The organism is Streptomyces sp. NPDC058469 (assembly GCF_042721125.1).
Taxonomy (GTDB): domain Bacteria; phylum Actinomycetota; class Actinomycetes; order Streptomycetales; family Streptomycetaceae; genus Streptomyces.
The window spans coordinates 80715-97993 of record NZ_JBHXME010000010.1 but is presented as its reverse complement, the minus strand read 5'-3'; the positions used below and the strand labels follow the sequence as shown (position 1 = coordinate 97993).

At 70.6% G+C, this 17279-nt stretch carries 19 protein-coding genes; 9 read left to right on the top strand and 10 right to left on the bottom strand.

The features are described from left to right. The first annotated feature begins 258 nt into the window (after window positions 1-258). Complete coding sequence (locus ACFWP5_RS08435; protein ID WP_384152228.1) at window positions 259-1212, top strand: hypothetical protein; 954 nt, start codon at window positions 259-261, stop codon at window positions 1210-1212. Here the strand turns inward: ACFWP5_RS08435 and ACFWP5_RS08430 are convergent. From ACFWP5_RS08430 to ACFWP5_RS08420, 3 genes are read right to left on the bottom strand one after another with little or no spacing between them, the layout of a single operon-like run. After that, the gene (locus ACFWP5_RS08430; protein WP_384152225.1) at window positions 1196-1318 is read right to left on the bottom strand and encodes a hypothetical protein; all 123 of its coding nucleotides are present in this window, start codon (window positions 1316-1318) and stop codon (window positions 1196-1198) included. The genes ACFWP5_RS08435 and ACFWP5_RS08430 overlap by 17 nt on opposite strands. A gap of 42 nt (window positions 1319-1360) precedes the next feature. Continuing rightward, window positions 1361-1774: a nuclear transport factor 2 family protein gene (locus ACFWP5_RS08425; protein ID WP_384152222.1), complete on the bottom strand. Its 414-nt coding sequence runs from the start codon at window positions 1772-1774 to the stop codon at window positions 1361-1363. A gap of 31 nt (window positions 1775-1805) precedes the next feature. Continuing rightward, window positions 1806-3095: a streptophobe family protein gene (locus tag ACFWP5_RS08420; RefSeq protein WP_384152219.1), complete on the bottom strand. Its 1290-nt coding sequence runs from the start codon at window positions 3093-3095 to the stop codon at window positions 1806-1808. Between the two features lie 161 nt (window positions 3096-3256). Between ACFWP5_RS08420 and ACFWP5_RS08415 the strand changes: the two genes are divergently transcribed. Both ACFWP5_RS08415 and ACFWP5_RS08410 read left to right on the top strand, forming a co-directional pair. Next, a complete protein-coding gene (locus ACFWP5_RS08415; protein ID WP_384152216.1) occupies window positions 3257-4495 on the top strand; it encodes a DUF6777 domain-containing protein in 1239 nt (412 codons plus the stop codon). Window positions 4496-4578: 83 nt separating this feature from the next. Further along, window positions 4579-5040 (top strand): ATP-binding protein, encoded by a 462-nt coding sequence (locus ACFWP5_RS08410; RefSeq protein WP_384152213.1) that lies wholly within the window; start codon window positions 4579-4581, stop codon window positions 5038-5040. A gap of 4 nt (window positions 5041-5044) precedes the next feature. Here ACFWP5_RS08410 and ACFWP5_RS08405 read toward each other — a convergent pair whose 3' ends face one another. Then, complete coding sequence (locus tag ACFWP5_RS08405) at window positions 5045-5824, bottom strand: class I SAM-dependent methyltransferase (RefSeq protein ID WP_384152211.1); 780 nt, start codon at window positions 5822-5824, stop codon at window positions 5045-5047. 87 nt (window positions 5825-5911) lie between these two features. On the opposite strand from ACFWP5_RS08405, the gene ACFWP5_RS08400 reads away from it, so the two are divergent. Beyond that, window positions 5912-6304, top strand: a complete 393-nt coding sequence (locus ACFWP5_RS08400) for a helix-turn-helix domain-containing protein (RefSeq protein WP_384152208.1) — start codon at window positions 5912-5914, stop codon at window positions 6302-6304. A 9-nt stretch (window positions 6305-6313) separates the two neighbouring features. Here ACFWP5_RS08400 and ACFWP5_RS08395 read toward each other — a convergent pair whose 3' ends face one another. From ACFWP5_RS08395 to ACFWP5_RS08385, 3 genes are all read right to left on the bottom strand, one after another. After that, on the bottom strand, window positions 6314-6916 hold the full coding sequence (locus tag ACFWP5_RS08395) for a ClpP family protease (RefSeq protein WP_384152205.1): 603 nt from the start codon (window positions 6914-6916) through the stop codon (window positions 6314-6316). Between the two features lies 1 nt (window position 6917). After that, window positions 6918-7571, bottom strand: coding sequence for an ATP-dependent Clp protease proteolytic subunit (locus ACFWP5_RS08390; protein WP_384152202.1), 654 nt, complete (start codon window positions 7569-7571; stop codon window positions 6918-6920). A 144-nt stretch (window positions 7572-7715) separates the two neighbouring features. Continuing rightward, the gene (locus ACFWP5_RS08385) at window positions 7716-8918 is read right to left on the bottom strand and encodes an epoxide hydrolase family protein (protein WP_384152199.1); all 1203 of its coding nucleotides are present in this window, start codon (window positions 8916-8918) and stop codon (window positions 7716-7718) included. Between the two features lie 270 nt (window positions 8919-9188). Here ACFWP5_RS08385 and ACFWP5_RS08380 point away from each other — a divergent pair, with 270 nt between their 5' ends. Next, window positions 9189-9683 carry a VOC family protein gene (locus ACFWP5_RS08380; protein ID WP_384152196.1) on the top strand — a complete coding sequence of 165 codons (495 nt, stop codon included), beginning with the start codon at window positions 9189-9191 and terminating at the stop codon, window positions 9681-9683. 55 nt (window positions 9684-9738) lie between these two features. Here ACFWP5_RS08380 and ACFWP5_RS08375 read toward each other — a convergent pair whose 3' ends face one another. The 3 genes from ACFWP5_RS08375 to ACFWP5_RS08365 form a co-directional block, all read right to left on the bottom strand. After that, a complete protein-coding gene (locus ACFWP5_RS08375; RefSeq protein WP_384152192.1) occupies window positions 9739-11199 on the bottom strand; it encodes a CoA transferase in 1461 nt (486 codons plus the stop codon). Further along, entirely contained in the window at window positions 11196-11891 is a 696-nt protein-coding gene (locus ACFWP5_RS08370) for a TetR/AcrR family transcriptional regulator (RefSeq protein WP_384152189.1), read from the bottom strand. The genes ACFWP5_RS08375 and ACFWP5_RS08370 overlap by 4 nt, the downstream gene beginning before the upstream one ends. A gap of 103 nt (window positions 11892-11994) precedes the next feature. Further along, window positions 11995-12759, bottom strand: a complete 765-nt coding sequence (locus ACFWP5_RS08365; protein ID WP_384152186.1) for an ABC transporter ATP-binding protein — start codon at window positions 12757-12759, stop codon at window positions 11995-11997. Between the two features lie 153 nt (window positions 12760-12912). On the opposite strand from ACFWP5_RS08365, the gene ACFWP5_RS08360 reads away from it, so the two are divergent. The 4 genes from ACFWP5_RS08360 to ACFWP5_RS08345 all read left to right on the top strand — a co-directional run bounded on the left by ACFWP5_RS08360 (window position 12913) and on the right by ACFWP5_RS08345 (window position 17278). Next, window positions 12913-13947 (top strand): ABC transporter substrate-binding protein, encoded by a 1035-nt coding sequence (locus ACFWP5_RS08360; RefSeq protein ID WP_384152183.1) that lies wholly within the window; start codon window positions 12913-12915, stop codon window positions 13945-13947. A gap of 5 nt (window positions 13948-13952) precedes the next feature. Next, complete coding sequence (locus ACFWP5_RS08355; RefSeq protein ID WP_384152180.1) at window positions 13953-14753, top strand: class I SAM-dependent methyltransferase; 801 nt, start codon at window positions 13953-13955, stop codon at window positions 14751-14753. After that, window positions 14750-15508, top strand: coding sequence for an ABC transporter permease (locus ACFWP5_RS08350; protein ID WP_384152177.1), 759 nt, complete (start codon window positions 14750-14752; stop codon window positions 15506-15508). The genes ACFWP5_RS08355 and ACFWP5_RS08350 overlap by 4 nt, the downstream gene beginning before the upstream one ends. 267 nt (window positions 15509-15775) lie before the next feature. Beyond that, window positions 15776-17278, top strand: a complete 1503-nt coding sequence (locus ACFWP5_RS08345; protein WP_384152283.1) for an ABC transporter substrate-binding protein — start codon at window positions 15776-15778, stop codon at window positions 17276-17278. Window position 17279 lies beyond the last annotated feature (1 nt).

Below are 17279 nucleotides of genomic sequence, written 5' to 3'. Positions count from 1 at the left end.
CCTTCGAATCACTCCACTGACGACAGGACGACGGCGGGGAGGTGATCCGAAAAGGAGGCGCCCTACGAGTCGTCCCAAATCCAGTGGATTCTCCGCTGCGGGCGAGGCACAATCCCCGGGGAACCGGGGCGAGGGGGAGCTTGATTGGACGTGTTCGCGTGTGCCGGGTGCGGCACGGAGCTGACGGCGCCGGTGTCCCGGGTCGCCCTCCCCGTCCACACCCACTACGGGGGTTGGGAGGAACTTCACCCTCCGCTGATGGAGCCCGCGACGTACGCAGTCGACCCTCAGCCCACCGGAGCGCCCTGGCGGCTGTGGAATGAGGTCGGAGCGGAAGCCGCTGCTAGGCAGGGCGTGTTCGCGCCGGTGTACTCGGTCTGCTTCGGCGCGCGGAACAGGATCGTCATCGCCCCCGGCGACTCCCGGTCCATGACCCTGATCCCCGACAAGTGCGAAGGCTACTGCCGGGGTGTGGATGGCCGGGCCGGTCCCAACCTGGCGTGCGAGCGGTGCGAGCGGGCCGTGGCCACCCGCCTGGACGACTGCGGAATGTGGCAGACGGTGTGGCTTGAGCCCAACGCGGTCGTACGCCGCCCCTCGGGGCTCGCGGCCGGTCCGCCTCCGGACTGGGACGATCTGGAACGCACTGAACATCGCGTCCCACCCATCGAACTCGACGGGTCGTGGAGCCGTCGCTGGGAGGCGGCGGTCGGCGTCGCACTGGCCCATCTCGTGGCGGTCACCGAGGACCGGCCGGTGAACCTCCCCGCCGGTCCCCTCGCCGGGTTGCTCGGCCACGCCGTCGGCCGGTATCTCGCCGGCGGCCCCGGGGCCCGGTCCCTGGACCTGGCCGGCCCGGGTATCCAGCTGCCCCGGCCGCGTCCTGACGTCCTCCTCGTCCCACGCCACCCCCTCACGGGGGCCTCCTGGCGTCAGCCAGGCCATGAGGGGGCTGTGGTGCCGCTGGACAGCGGAGTCTGGGCGTACCTCGCCCATCCGGGCGAGACCTCGCCGATGCCCGCGACCGGAGGCCTCCCTGAGGGCGTCCTTCGCGACGACTACCCCCTGCCGCTGCGCCCCTGGCGCCCACTGACACCCCACCACCGCGCCTTCGAGGACACCCTGGTCCGGCTACCCGCCGTACGCGCCCCCCGGCTGGGCAGATATCGCGACGCGTACAGCCGGCCCGTTTCGCCTACGTCAGCGGGCTGACCGCCGGGATGCTATGGCTGCGCAGGTGCTCGTGGATCGTGTGAGCGCGGACGATCGCGGAGTCCACGGACAGCGGCTCGATCCGTGCCCACTGCGCGCGAGTCAACGACACAACCAGACCAACGATCTGATGATCTGAATGAAATAGCTAGACTTGTCCCGCGCCGTTCAGCGGCACGCGCCGCGCCTCTACCCTCCGACGCCTGATCCGCCACCCCGCCTCCACCCGCACCACCGTGTCCACGTACGTCACCGATCCGCACGAACCATCCGCTCTGATGCCCAGCCCCTTCGACCGCGCCCGGATCCGGCCGTCCGGCAGTTCCTCGATCACCACGTTGGTGACGTGGTGGGCGACGGAGTTCGCGGCGCCCAACGCGAGGGCCGCGTCCGTGAGTTGGGTGAGGCCGGTGAGTGTGCCCTGGTCGAAGTCGGTGAGGTCGTACTCGACGTCCGGGGTGAACACCTCGGCGGCGCGGTCGAGTTCGCCCTCGTCGACCAGGTGGCCGTGGAGTGCGATCAACTCCGTGATGGCCAGGCGGTCTTCGAGAGGCAATGCCATGTCTGCCCTTTCCTCGGGTGGGCGCACACTCTCATGGCTGGTGCTGCGGCTGCTTGGGGATTTCGACCTCGCCTCGCCGGTGGACCGGCCTTGCCAACAGGGCCCCGAGGAAACCCGCGATCAATCCCCACAGCGCGGCCAGCCCCACCGCCGACCACACCTCGGGCTTCAGGAAGAGGTCTCCGGACAGGCCGCCGCCCACGTCCCCGATGCCGAGGAGGGAGAGGCCGTAGTGGGCCGAGACGCGTCCGACGAGGCAGATCATGAGGACCGCGAGGGCGAAGGCGACCGCCAGGTGGACGGCGTGCTGCCAGGCGCGTACCCGGGCCGGTGAGCGGGCGGCCATCAGGAACGCGGTGGCCAGGAGCAGGAGCGCGTTCACGGCCAGGAGCCACCACACGCCGTTGTCGTGGGCGGCGAGCGAGCGCAGGTTCAGGGTGGAGACGTCCGGGGTGCGCAGGACCTCGTTCAGGAGGCGTGGGACGGGGAGGCCGAAGGGGCCGTCGACCCGGCCGTTCCAGGTGGCGCCGAGGCCGATCGTGAGGGCCAGCCAGACCAGGTTCGGCATGCCCAGCAGGATCAGGGCGAAGGTCTGGGCGGCGTAGCCGCGTGTCGCCGCCACGACGAGGGCCAGGACGACGCCGAGTGCTACGTAGGCCAGGAGCAGGGCTACCACCGCGAACGCGGCCGGGCGTACCGACGCGTGGAAGCGGAGGACGCCGGCGGGGAGGGGCGCGCCGGGGGAGACCAGGAGAGCCAGGACCAGTACCCCTGCCAGCCACAGCAGGCCGAACAGCACCGTCTGCGGTACGTCCGCCTCGAAGCCGACCTCGGGGGACGCGCCCAGCAGGTCGCCGATGTCGCCGAGGGTTCCGGTGCCGACGGAGATCGAGAACTTCTGGCGCGCGCCGAGGGCCACTCCGATCAGGCCGAGCAGCCACAGGACGGCGATACGGGCGGCCCAGCCGGCCAGTTCGGTGGCCGAGGCGACCGCCCGGTGCCGCAGGGGTCGTAGGAAACCTGCTGCGGTCATCAGGGCGCCGGCCAGTGTCACCGAGAGGGGGATGACGGTCAGGCCTGCCTTTGTGTCGGCGAGGGAGCCGGCGTTGCCGGTGAGTTTCACGGTGCCGCCCACGGCCGTCACCACCGTTGCCGTGACGACCCGGGGGAACGCGCCGTCCGGGAGGTCCGTCGCGCCCGCCGCCCACAGGCCCAGCGCGGCGACCACGCCCATGGAGAGCAGTCCGGCCAGCACCGTGCTCAGGGCCTGGAGCCAGCCGTGGCGGGCTACTGCCTGGTCAGAGGGGGTTCGGAGGGTCACGTTGTCACGCTAAGCAGCGGCAGGGGAGCGCGCCCGCCGGGAGGGCCGTCCGCGTCGGCTTGCGGGCGGACCGGGACCGGAGCACACAATGGGTTCGTTGTGGATAAAGCGGCATGAATCATAAGAAATGCCGCCTGAGCCCGCGTCGGGAAGAAGAGCTCGTGAGCGTCGAACCTCCGTCTTCAGGCCGCCCCACCGGACCGCCCTCCGGCCCGCTGTCGGGACCCTCCCAGCCACCTTCGGGCCCGCCCTCGCAGCCCTCGGGCGGCGGCGGTGCCGGGGCGCCTGAGCCGCACCGGCCCTGGTGGAAGTCGGCGCCACGCGTCGCGATCCTCACCACCGTCGTGGTGGCCGCCGTGGTCCTGGCCGTCGTCTTCACCCGCTCCGACGGCGGTTCGGGCAACACGGCCGGCAAGGGCGAGGTCTTCCTGCAGTCCGCGGCCAAGACCGGCCCTGACCCGTTCACGGAGTCCACCGCGACCGAGAACTCCGCCCCGCCCGTCTCCGCCTCACCCACCGCCTCGGAACCCGTGAACGCGGTACGCGGCGTCGACGGCGGCGCTCCCGGCCTCTACGGCGGCACCCAGAACGTCTCCAGCTGTGACGTCGAGAAGCAGATCAAGGCCCTCCAGGCGGCCCCGGCGAAGAACACGGCGTTCGCGTCCGTCGCCGGCGTCCAGCCCGCCGGAGTCCCCGCCTACCTGCGCTCACTCACCCCCGTACAACTGCGCATGGACACCCGCGTCACCAACCACGGCTACCGCGACGGCGCCGCCACGAGCTACCAGGCCGTCCTCCAGACCGGCACCGCCGTCCTCGTCGACGGCCACGGCGTGCCCCGCGTCCGCTGCGCCTGCGGCAACCCGCTGTCGCCGCCCGTCGCCCAGCAGACCACCCCCAAGCGCACCGGCGACACCTGGTCCTCGTACCGCCCGCAGAACGTCGTCGTGGTCACCCCCGCACCGCAGATCATCAACATCTTCGTGATCTACAACCCGGACAACGGCCACTGGTTCGGCCGCCACCACGGAGACACGGGCAAGCACGACCACAAGACCCCGCCGCCGGTGAACCCGGCCAGCCCCTCGGTGACCGTGTCCCCGCCGACGTCACCGTCCTCCAACTCCCCGTCACCGTGCGCCTCCACGGCCCCCGCTACGCCGGGAACGCCCGGCGCGTCCACGAGCCCGTGCCCGCCGACGTCGAGCGCACCGTCCTCCTCGTCCCCGAGCTCGGAGTCGCCGTCCTCCGAGCCGCCGTCGACGGAGTCGTCAGCTGCCTCTTCCGCCTCCTCGGCCTCGTCGTCCCCACCCGAATCGCTCGCTTCCGACACGACCACGACCTCGTCGTCCGGCTTCAGCGCGCCGGTTTCGTCGGTGACGAGTTCACCGTCACTCTGATCGGGGGGACTGCCGGGCGTGGGGCTGGGTACGAGCACTGGTACGACAGCGACCGGCAGTGCCGCCTTCCGAGAGAGACACGCATGATCGACCACCGGGACGGGGTAGTGATACCGACTCGTTTCGACGTGCCCGTGGAACCGCTGCGGCGGGCGGCGCACTACACCGGCGAACCCGGCTGCATCTCCGCGGCCCGGCACTTCACCCACCAGTTCCTGGAGCAGCTCAGAACCGAGTGGTGCGCCACGATCGACGACCAGTCCGACGGCGAACTGCTCCTGCTGGTCAGCGAGTTGGTCACCAACGCGGACCGGCACAGCAACGGCCCGTACATCCTGGAGCTGGAGGGCACGGACACCTCGGTGACGGTGTCCGTCTGCGACAGCAGCGTCGCCCTGCCCCGGCTCTTCGCCCGGGACCCCGAGCGCATCGGCCGGCACGGCCTGGAGATAGTCCACGCCCTGGCCGCGCAGGTGACCGTCGAACGGGTACCGGTCGGCAAGCGGGTGCGCGCCGTGGTGTACCTGAGCGGCGAGGACCGCTAGGCGATCACGCCCCGGTCCGGGTGGCCGTGATCAGTTCGTGCAGGTACCGCTTGGTGACCCGGCCGCCGTGCCGCGTCTCCAGCAGCTCCCGCAGACAGGCCAGCAGGCCCTGGCGTGAGGGCTCGTCCATGGCGAGATGGCCCGAGTACGTGAGCACGACGTCCAGGTACTCGTCAGTCGTGTACGTGATCTCCCGCGCCCCGCGCCACACCGCGACGTCCTCGAAGTGCGCGGAGCGCTCGAACTCCCCGGTGTCCGTTGCCGTTTCGTCCTCGGTGGGACTCCGCAGGCCGGGCGGGGTGGCCGGGTCCCAGCGTTCGTAGCAGCGCTGCATCCGGTCGAAGAAGTCCTGCGTGCCGCCCGCCACATGGTGGGTGGTGACGACCGCGAGCCGCCCGCCGGGACGCAACGCGGACGCCGCCTTCGCGAGGAAGCTCCGAGGATCGAACCAGTGGTACGCCGTCGCGATCACCACCAGGTCGAACGGCTCGTCCGGCACCTCCCACAGCTCGAAGTCCGCGACCTGTACGTCCACCCGCGGGAACGCGCTCAGATTGCGCCGGGCCACCGCCGCGAGCGACGGCCCCAGCTCCACGGCGGTCAGCCCGCAGCCGAACTCGGCGAGCGGGACGGTGAGTTGACCGGTGCCGGGGGCGATCTCCAGGACCCGGCTGTCCGGGCCGAGGTTCGCCGAACGGGCCAGTTCATCGACCAGAGGGCGCGGATACCGGGGGCGGGCCCGGTCGTAGCGCTCCGCCGCCCCGTCGAACGTGTCGCGCAGCACCGTTCCCGCACCCTTCGTATCGGCGATTCCCCCCAGGGCAGAATGCCGATCCCTTGCCCTCACGTCCAAGGCTTTTAGTCTGAGGGGGTGAGCAACCAAGCGCCGAACCAAGCCCGCGTGATTCCGCTGCGCCCGCACGAGCCGGCCCCTCACCTGCCGGAGCCACAGGTTCCCGCCCCCAAGGAACCCCTGTGGCGCGACCTGGTCGGTGACGTCCTACGACAGGAACGCCTCGCTCAGGAACGCACCTTGAAGGATGTGGCCGACGCCGCCCGGATCTCCATGCCGTATCTCTCGGAGGTGGAGCGGGGCCGCAAGGAGGCCTCCTCGGAGGTCCTCGCGGCCGCCGCCCACGCCCTCGGTCTCGACCTCGGCGACCTGCTGTCGCTGGCCCAGAGCGAACTCACCCAGCACAGCAACAGGCGCCGGAGCAGGGTCACTTCGCCGTACAACGGACAGCTCAGCCTGGTCGCCGCCTGACGGCGCCGCTCAGTTGGGGCCGAGGCGTCGGCTGACCACCTCGTCGGCCAGGCCGTACGCCACGGCCTCCTGCGCGGTGAACACCTTGTCGCGGTCCATGTCGGCGCGCAGCGTGGCGATGTCGTGATGGGTGTGCCGGGACAGCACCTCCTCGACCTGGGCGCGGATCCGCACCATCTCCTTCGCCTGGAGGGCGAGATCGGAGACCATGCCGCGCTGCCCGCCGCTCGCCGGCTGGCCGAGCAGCACGCGCGCGTGCTCCAGGACGAACCGCCGTCCGGGGTCCCCGCCGGCCAGCAGCACGGCCGCCGTCGAGGCGGCCTGACCGACGCAGAACGTCGAGATCGGCGCCTGCACGTACGTCATCGTGTCGTAGATCGCCATCAGTGAGGTGAACGATCCGCCGGGCGAGTTGATGTAGATCGCGATCTCGCTCTCCGGGGACGACGACTCCAGATGGAGGAGTTGCGCGATGACGACGTTGGCGACGCCGTCGTCGATGTCGGTGCCGAGGAAGATGATCCGCTCGGACAGCAGCCGGCTGAACACGTCGTACGAACGCTCGCCGTTCGGGGTCCGCTCGACGACGTTCGGAATCGTGTACGTCCCCATGTCAGAGCCCCATCCGTCGCTTCGAGGCGGCCGGGCGCACGTCGTCCAGAGAGGCGACGACCCGGTCCACCATGCCGTACTCCTTGGCCTGTTCGGCCGTGAACCAGCGGTCGCGGTCGCCGTCGCGGGAGATGGTCTCCTCGCTCTGGCCCGTGTGCTGAGCGGTCAGCCGCTCGATGGTCTTCTTCGTGAAGTCCAGGTTCTCCGCCTGGATCTCGATGTCGGCCGTGGTGCCGCCGATGCCCGCCGACGGCTGGTGCATCATGACCCGCGCGTGGGGGAGCGCGTAGCGCTTGCCGTGGGTACCGACGCTGAGCAGGAACTGGCCCATGCTGGCGGCGAATCCCATCGTCAGCGTCGCGACGTCGTTCGGGATCAGCTGCATCGTGTCGTAGATGGCGAGGCCCGCCGTCACCGAGCCGCCCGGGCTGTTGATGTACAGGCTGATGTCCGTGCGCGGGTCCTCCGCGGACAGGAGCAGCAACTGGGCGCAGACGCGGTTCGCGGAGACCTCGTCGACCTGCGTGCCGAGGAAGACGATCCGCTGCCCGAGCAGTTGGGCGGCCAGGTGGTCGTCGAAGCGGGACGCCGGGGTGTCGCCCTCCTCGGCGCGGGGCATGAGGGCCGGTGCGAAACCGGCCGTGAGTGGAGACATGGGCACTCCTTGTCGAAGGTGTCGAGAGTGTCGTGACCTGTCTCCACTGTCGGCCGACAATGCCCCGGCCTGGGGATTTCTAGGCCCTCAGCAGATTCGCGGTGAGCAGAGCGGCAGCCGGTCGTCCCAGGTTCGGCTCAGCCGTCAGCCCTTCTCGCGCAGCTGCCGGAAGAAGGCCCGTACGTCCTCGGCGAGCAGGTCCGGTTCCTCCATGGCGGCGAAGTGGCCGCCCCGGTCGAGCTTGGTCCAGCGGACGATGTTCTCGGTCCGCTCGGCCTTGTGGCGGAGCGGGACCTGGATCTCGGCCGGGAAGACGGCGAGTGCGGTGGGGGCGGTCGACGCGAGGGTGGGCGCGGCGGCCCGCGCGCCGGTGGCGTGGGCCCGCTCGTAGTAGATGCGGGCGGCCGAACCGGCTGTCCCCGTCAGCCAGTACAGCATCACGTTGGTGAGCAGCCGGTCCCGGTCGACGGCCTCCTCGGGCAGTTCCTCCGAGTCGGTCCACTCCCTGAACTTCTCGACGATCCAGGCGAGTTGGCCGACCGGCGAGTCCGTGAGGCCGTACGCCAGGGTCTGCGGGCGGGTGGCGTGCAGGACGGCGTATCCGGTGCCCTCGCGCGACCAGGCGGTCCAGCGGCGCCAGGACTCCAGGGCGTCCGCCTGTTCCTCGGGGGTGAGCGCGGCCAGTTCCTCGGCGGTGGGCTCGGTGAGTGCCTGCGCACCCGGCAACAGGTTGAGATGGACGCCGATGACGCGGTCGGGGTGGGCGCGGCCCAGCTCGCGGGAGATCGCCGAACCCCAGTCGCCACCCTGCGCGCCGAACCGGTCGTAGCCGAGGCGCCGCATCAACTCGGCCCAGGCGTCGGCGATACGGCCCGCCTCCCAGCCGGTGTCGGCCGGCGGCCCGGACAGCCCGAAGCCCGGGATGCTGGGCACGACCACGTGGAAGGCGTCGGCCGGATCGCCGCCGTGGGCCGCCGGATCGGTCAACAGGCCCACGATGTCGACGAATTCGACGATCGAACCCGGCCAGCCGTGGGTGAGGATCAGCGGGGTGGCGTCCGGTTCCGGGGAGCGGATGTGCGCGAAGTGGACGTTCGACCCGTCGATGGTGGTCGTGAACTGCGGCCACGCGTTCAGCTCCGCCTCGGCCGCACGCCAGTCGTACGTGTGCCGCCAGTACCGCACCAGCTCCCGCAGATACCCGGCCGGTACGCCGTACGCCCAGCCCGTGCCGGGCAGCTCGTCGGGCCAGCGGGTGCGGTCGAGGCGGGCGTGCAGGTCGTCGAGGTCGGCCTGCGGGATGTCGATACGGAACGGGTGGACGCTGTCTGGCTGCTCGGACGTCATGGAATCCGAGCGTAAGCCCTCCGCTGGGGGCGGGTGGATGAACCTGCGGGCCGGTGGGGGCTGGTCGCGCCCAGCAGCGGAGCTGCATATCGATACAGCCCCGCGCCCCTTCCGGGGCGCGCAACCGCACGGGCCTTCTCCAAGGCTGTCCGGTACCACGCCGGGGATCGGCCACCTGAACCATTCGGCCGCCGACCGATGAGTTTCGCGGCGGGCACCGGTCGATACAGATGACCGTGTTCGATGCACCTGGAGCCCATGGAGGAGCTCATGACCACCGAAGTGACCACCGACGGATTCACCACGTGTCTCTGGTTCGACGGCCAGGCCGAGGAAGCCGCCCACCACTACGTGTCGATCTTCAAGAACTCCAGCATCGGGCGCGTCAGCCGCTACGGCGAGGGTGCCCCGCAGCCGGCGGGATCGGTGCTCACCGTGGAGTTCACGGCCTTCGGCCAGAAGTTCGTCGGGCTGAACGGCGGCCCGGAGTTCAAGTTCAGCGAGGCGGTCTCCTTCCAGATCCCGTGCGAGAACCAGGAGGACATCGACTACTACTGGACCAAGCTCCTCGACGGCGGCGGCGAGCCCGGCCCCTGCGGCTGGCTCAAGGACAAGTTCGGCCTGTCCTGGCAGGTCGTCCCCACCCGGCTCATCGAGATGATCACCGACCCGGACCCCGCGAAGGCGGCCCGCGCGACGGAGTCCTTCATGGCGATGAGCAAGTTCGACCTCGCCGCACTGGAGAAGGCCTTCGCGGGGGAGTGACGGCCGGACCGGAGAGATCAGCGGTGGACGAGCGATCGCGGGAGCAGGCTCCGGCTCATGGAAGCCATTGGGGCCTGCTCGATCCCCGGGGCACCAGGATCGGCGTCGGCCAGGCGGCCGGAGTCCGGGAGAACCGGACGGGCGGCGCGAGCATGTGGACGTCGCCGAGGGGGCTGGGCGTGTCGTAGGCGACCGGTTCGCGCAGTGAGTGTTCTTCGTCGCTGCCGGCCGCTGCCGGGTCGACGAGGCCGAGGTCCTGGTACCACATCGCGGTCCTCGTGAGGTTGACCGTGACGTGCCAGGAGCCGCCCTCGGTGGCGCGCTTGAGCAGGGCGGCCGTGGCGCCGACTGCTCCCATGTATCCGGTGATGAAGTCGTTGATCATGCCGGTGACCGGGAGACGGGGAGCTTCGGGGGTGCCTTCGAGGGTCATGAGTCCGGAGGCCGCCGAGCCGTTCATGTCGAAGCCGCCGCGCTCGGCCCAGGGGCCGGTGGACCCGTAGCAGGAGACGGAGACGCAGACGATGCCCGGGTACTGCCGGGCCAGGGCGGCGGGGTCGAGGCCGAGGGCTTCGAGTCTGTCGCCGCGGTGGTTGTTCACCACCACGTCGGTCTCCGCGAGGAGTTGATGCGCCCGCTGTTGTCCGGCCTCCGTGGTGAGGTCGAGGTAGGCGCTGCGGGAGCCGACGTTGGCCTCGGCGTAGATGAAGTCGTGTTCGTAGTCGTTGGGCCGGGTCGCGCACAGCACGTCGGCGCCCTGCTCGGCGAGGGTGCGTCCTACGGTCGGGCCCGCGATGGCATGGGTGAACGACAGCACGCGCACGCCGTCGAGCGGGCGGTCGGCGGGGGCGAAGGGCCGGGGCGGGGCATCACCGACGCGCCGCAGGCCGATCACCGGCTGCTCGGCCAACAGCGCGCCCTGCGGATGCGCGCGCCACTCATCAGGGGTGCGGGCGATGCACAGGGGCAACCCGGCCCGGTTCGCGGCCTCTTCGAGTGCGAACGCGTCCCAGGTGGCGATGGCCGCCGCGACCTTGTCGCGGTCCGGGGGGACGTCCAGGAAACGGCACCACTTGGCGGCCAGATGCGGATACACGCCGGAGGCCAGCGCCGTGCGCCCGTCGCGGGTCCGGTAGGCGTCGAGCAGGAAGGGGTTGTCGGCGACGATGGGGTGGGGCGGGAGTTCGCCACCGAGCGTGGGGTGCCAGAAGGCGTGCGGCGTGATGCCGTGGACGGCCTGTCGCAGATCGAGGTGCAGGTCCTGGGCGGGACCGCCGCGGTGCCGGTGGAGGGCTACCGCGGCTACGGCGCCCGCCATGACCGGTATGCCGATGCAGGCGCCCAGGCGGTGTCTGCCGGGGACGATGGGGTCCCGTCCGGCGAAGGTGACCGTACCGCCGGTATCGGCTGCTTTCAGGCCGGTGTCGGCGAGCAGGCGGTCGAGAGCTTCTACGGGGTCGAACGCATCGGCGATGGAGTCGGTACGACCCTTGGGAGGCCGGTGTGGAGCCGTCACGGGCGGACTTCCTCGGTCGGATCGGTGGGCTCGGCGGCGGGTGACGGGGTGGCGCGGCGGCTTGATTCCGCCGACTCGGCGTGCGGCGTGGACAGATGCCGCACCACGGTGGTCAGGGCCTTCGCGGTCAGGTCCGCCGGGGCCACACCGGTGGCTGCCTGTTCCGTCAGCGCCTGGATGTCGCAGCCCTCCGCCAGCGCCACCAGCAGCCGTACCAGCTCGTGGGCGGGAATGGCCGGGGTGTGTCCCGACGCGTCGAGCGCGGCGGTCAGCGCGGCCGTCAGTTCGGCCCGTCCGCGCGCTTCGTGCTCGGCCAGCAGGACGGCCACGGGCGGGGTGCGGATGGCGTGCAGGGTGAACTCCATCGACACCAGCACCCACCTGCGGTCCGGCTCCATCGCCGCGAGCGGCAGATCGGCCTCCCCGTCGAGGATCCGGGACAGCTCCCGGCCGGTCGGCAGGGCATGGCGCACCCGGTCGGCGCGGGTGCGCCACTGGCGGTCGAACAGTGCGAGGAACAGCGCGTCCTTGTCGGCGAAGTTCGAGTAGAACGCTCCCTTCGTCAGCTCCGCGCGTGCGCAGATGTCCGGGATGGAAGTGGCGGCGAAGCCCTGCTCGGCGAACAGCTCCCACGCCGCGTCCAGCAGGGCCGCGATCGTCGCGGGGCGTCTCTTGGTCGTTCCTCGGGGCATGCCGCCAACAATAACGGATACCGATCGGTATCGGATACCCCTCGGTATGCATTTGGTGGAGTGCGTGCCGTCGTGGTCGTGGCCCGATGCGGTCGGCTCTCGCTTACGGCCGGCTCTCACTGTCCAGCAGCAGTGCATGCAACTCGGCTGCCCGCCGGGCCAGTTGCTCCGCCTGGCCGACCTCGGCGCGGGTGCGCGGCCGGGGCAGGGTGATGTCGAGGACCGTACGGATCCGGCCGGGCCGGGGGGTGAGGACGACCACCCGATCGGCGAGCAGGACCGCCTCGTCCACGGAGTGGGTGACGAGGACGACGGTGGACGGATGCTCGCGGTGGGTCCGCTGCAACTCGGCGCACAGCTCGTCCCGGGTGAGCGCGTCGAGCGCGGAGAACGGCTCGTCCATCAGCAGCACCCGGGGTCGCTGCATGAGCGACCGGCACAGCGCGACCCGCTGCTGCATCCCGCCGGACAGCTCGTGCGGCAGGCGGCGCTGGAAGCCGTCGAGGCCCATCGTCTCGATCAGTCCCAGCGCCAGTTCGCGCGAGCCATCGCGCCGCTCGCCCGAAATCTCCGCAGGCAGCAGCACGTTGTCCAGCACCGACCGCCACGGCAGCAGCGCCGGCCGCTGGAAGAGGACGGCGCAGTCGCGGCGCGGCCCGGTGACGGCACGGCCGCCCATCAGAACCTCGCCCCGCGTCGGCGGCACCAGCCCGGCGATCAGCCGCAGCAACGTCGACTTCCCGCAACCGGACCGCCCGACGACCGCCACGAACTCGCCGTCGGCCGCCTCCAGATCGATGCCGTGAAGCGCTTCGACGGAACCTCGCCGATGCGCGAACTCCTTGGACACACCCCGTAGTTGGATCACGCGTCGACTCCCGTCGGCCGCCGTGCGCGGAGTACCGAAAATCGCTCTGCTGGATTGCGGCAGTCGCGCGTACGATTTGCCGGATCGCGATCCCGGCTCCACGGCTCGGCCCGTTGCCGTCGTCCCCCACCGATTCCCCTCCGGGGAGGTCGCATGATCCGCTCATACCGCACAGCGACAGTGTTCTGTACGGCGGTCACGTTACTGGCCGCCGCTGCCTGTGACTCCAACTCGGCGTCGAAGAGCGGGAGTTCGGCCAAGGATCACGTCACGTACGTCACCGCCTTCGGCGCGGCGGGACGGGACGCGTTCGCCTGGGTGGCCGAGCAGAAGGGCTATTTCCGGCAGGCGGGAATCGACGTACAGATCGAACTCGGAAAGGCCACCGGCGAGAACCTGAAGGCTCTCGCCTCCGGGAAAACCCAGTTCGCGAGCCTGGACCTGACGGGCGCGACGATTTCCGCGGGCGCCAAGAACTCCACGGCCTATCGCGACTTCCGTGCCGTGCTCGCCATCCATCAGCGGACCCTCGTCTCCATCATGGCGATGCAGGGGTCGGGCATCAGCACCCCGAAAGATCTCCAGGGCAAGCGGATCGCGGCCGCCGCCAACTCCGTGAACCAGCTGCTCTTCCCCGGCTACGCCAGACTCGCGGGTGTCGACACCGCCGGAATCCACTGGATCGCGGTCCAGCCCGTCCAGTTGGGCCCGGCCCTCGCGAGCGGAAAGGCCGACGCGCTCAGCACGTTCCTGATCGGCCGGCCCACCATCGAGAAGGCCACCGTGCAGGCCAGGTCGAAGCATGTCGTGGTGTTTCCCTACAGCACCTATCTGCCCGACCTGTACGGCAACGCGACCGTCACCACGACCTCTCTCGCCGCGAAGAAGCCGGACCTGGTCAAGCGCTTCCGCACCGCCCTGCTCAAGGGGCTGAAGTACACGATCCAACACCCCGACGAGGCCGGGACGTTGCTGCACGCCAAGCACCCGGAGACCGACGCCACGGCCGCGACCGCGGAGATCAAGCTGATGACACCGTCCGTGACGGCCGAGGGCGAGTCGTCCATCGGCCTGATCACCGAGGCGCGGATGCGGCGGGCCCTCACCAGTCTGCAGAACGCCGGGGTCATCCAGCCCGGGATGACCCCGCAGGACATCGTCGACTTCGCGGCCATGAAGGGGAGTTGACGGACTTGGAGACCCCGCTCCCGTATGTCTTCGACAACGACCACCCCGAAGCCGCCGACCGGCACGGCCAACTGCCCGCGATCCTCGACGAGTTCACGATCTCGCGGCTGTCGTCCCTCGGTGACCTGACCGGCCTGCGCTGTCTGGAGACCGGCGCCGGAGGCGGCAGCATCGCCCACTGGCTCGCCCGCGCGACGGGACCGACGGGGCGGGTGCTGGCCACCGACGTCAACACCCGCCATCTGCCGCCGAGTCCGCCGTACGACGTGCTCGTGCACGACCTGGAGAACGAACCGGTGCCGGACGGCCCGTGGGATGTGATCCACGCCCGGCTGGTGCTCCTGCACCTGCCCGGACGGGAAGCGGTTCTCCGGAGGCTCGCGGCAGCGCTGGCACCCGGTGGCGCGCTGGTGGTGGAGGACTTCGAGACGACCTTCCGCAAGCTGGTGCTGGCGGCCCCCACCCCGCAGGCCGCCGAACTGGTCGACCGCTACCACGAGTTGCTCGTCGAACATGTCCTGCCCGCCCACGGCAACGACCCCACCTGGGCGGGGCGGGTGCCCGCCGCCATGCTGGAGGCGGGCCTGACCGACGTGGACACCGTGATCCACTCCCGGTCCTGGCCGGGCGGCACCGCGGGCGCGCTGCTGATCGGCGCGAACATCGCGCAGGCGCGGGAGGACTTCCTGGCGGCCGGCATGACCAAGGCCCAACTGGCCGAGCTGGACCGGCTGGTCGCCGATCCCCGGCTGCTGGTGCGCGGCCACTTCACCTACTCGACCATCGGCCGCAGGCCCCCGGAATGAGACGCGCCCTGTCGGCGGGATCGCCGGTCCTGGCGGCGATGTGCGCCCTGGCCGGGTGGTGGCTGGTGACCGTCGCCTTCGGCATCCGGCCGTTCCTGCTGCCCGCACCGCCCGACGTCGTCGACGCCTTCGACCGCCTGCCCGGCTATCTGCTCCGGCAGACCTGGCAGACGTTCACCGAGACGGCCGTCGGCTTCGGCCTGGCCGTGGGCGCGGGACTCGCGACCGCCGTCCTGCTCACCGCGTCCCGCGGCGTGGAACGCGCGGTCATGCCGCTCCTGGTCGCCGTCAACGCCGTACCCAAGATCGCGGTGGCACCGCTCCTCGTGGTCTGGCTCGGCTTCGGGACGGCCCCCAAGGTGTTCATGGTGGCGCTGCTCGCCTGGTTCCCCGTCGTGGTGTCGACCATGGCCGGGCTGACCTCGGTCCCGCTGGAGCTGACCGAGCTGGCCCACTCGCTCACCGCCTCCCGCTGGCAGACCTACCGCAAACTCCGCATCCCCTGGGCCCTGCCCCAGGTCTTCATCGGCCTGCGCCTCGGCGTCACCCTGGCCGTCGTCGGCGCGGTCGTCGGCGAGTTCGCGGGCGGCGACCAAGGCCTCGGCTACGTCATCGTGGCCTCCGGCGGCAACGCCGACACACCCCTCGCCTTCGCGGCGATGGCCCTGCTCAGCGCCATGAGCGTGCTGCTCTTCTATGCCGTCGTCCTCGCGGAGCGGGCGCTGCTGCCCTGGGCCCGCGAGATCACCGGCTGAGCGACCGTCCTCGGAGTGACCGCACGGCCCGTCCCGCGACCCCGGCGCGACCCCTCCGCGTAACCACTGCGTTTCGGACGTTAATTTCCGGGCCCAAAGGGTTGGCGGGAAACCATCCCCTCGTTATCGTTCACCAACTTCACTCAATCGTTCGGCTGAACGAATAGCGACAAGGACGGTCGGTACATGTCCGACATCCATCACCCGGGCCGCCGGTCGGTGCTCGCCGCGGGCGTCGCCTAGGCCGCCGCGCTCGGCGGGTCCTGGCTGCTGACCGGCTGCAGCGGGGCGGAGGCCGCCCCCGTCCTGCCGGCCGCCGCCGAGAAGGGCGCCCCCGACCGCGGCGGCACCCTCCGCATCGCCCGGCCGCCCGCCTCCGACGCCGAGACCCTCGACCCGGCGAGCTCCCTGTCCGCGTACGAGTACCTGGGCGCCCTCTACAACCGGCTCGTCCGCGTCGCCGCGAACGGCGAGCTCGCCCCCGACCTCGCCGAGTCCTGGGAGACCGACGCCAAGGCCCGCACCTGGACCTTCCGCCTCCGCAAGGGCGTCGCCTTCCACAACGGCCGCGCCTTCACCTCCGCCGACGCCGCCTACACCCTGCGCCACATCCTCGACAAGACGACGGCGTCCCCGCAGGCCGCGGTCCTCGCCCCGCTCATCGACCCGGACAAGCTGGGCACGCCCGACGCCCACACCCTCGTCGTACCGCTGAAGAGCCCGAACGCCGAGTTCCCGAGCCTGCTGACGCACTACAACTGCTATGTCATCCCGGACGGCAGCGCGAAGTCGATCGGCCGTACCGGTATCGGCACCGGCCCCTTCAAGCTGGAGTCGTTCGCGCCCGCAGGTCCCGGCCGCGTCACCGCGTACAAGGACCACTTCGCGGGCCGCCCCGTCCTCGACGCGATCGCCTTCTACTCGGTTGCCGACATGTCGGCCCGTTCAAACGCCTTGCTGGCAGGGCAGGTTGACCTGCTCTCACAGACCAACCTCGACTTCGCGACCGCCCGGGTGGTCGCCGCCTCGGACCGCGCCACCATCGCCCGTGTGAAGAACGCCCAGTGGTACGTCCTCCCGATGCTCACCACCGAGAAGCCCTTCACCGACGTCCGCGTCCGCCAGGCGATGAAGCTCGCCTACGACCCCGAGCACGTGGTGAAGGTCGCCCTTCAGGGCGCGGGCACCGCCGGCTGGGACAACCCCGTACCGCCGAGCGACCCCGCGTACATCTCCGCCCACCCGAAGCACGACCCGGAGAAGGCGAAGTACCTGCTGAAACAGGCGGGCCACGAGGGCCTGGCGATGGACCTCTACACCTCCTCCTACGACCCGCTGTTCACGCCGATGGCGCTCGCCTACCAGGACTCCGCGAAGCGCGCCGGTATCCGGATCAAGGTCAAGACGGCCTCCGCGGACTCGTATTACACACAGATCTGGATGAAGAAGCCGCTGATGGCCACCTACTGGTTCACGGGCCGGCCCGTCGACCAGCTCTTCACCCAGATCTTCCGCAGTGGCTCCTCCTACAACGAGACCGCCTGGTCCGACAAGACCTTCGACGCGGTGCTCGACCGGGCCCGGGCCGAGATCGACGAGACCAAACGTCGCGAACTCTACGGCGAGGCGCAGACGTTGGTGATCGAGAGAGGCGGGGCGATGACCCCGATGTTCGCCGACCGGCTCGTCGGCATCTCCCGCAAGGTGCGCGGATACGCCGAGCACGGCTTCGAGTTCGACTACCTCACCATCGGCCTGAAGGGAGCCTGAC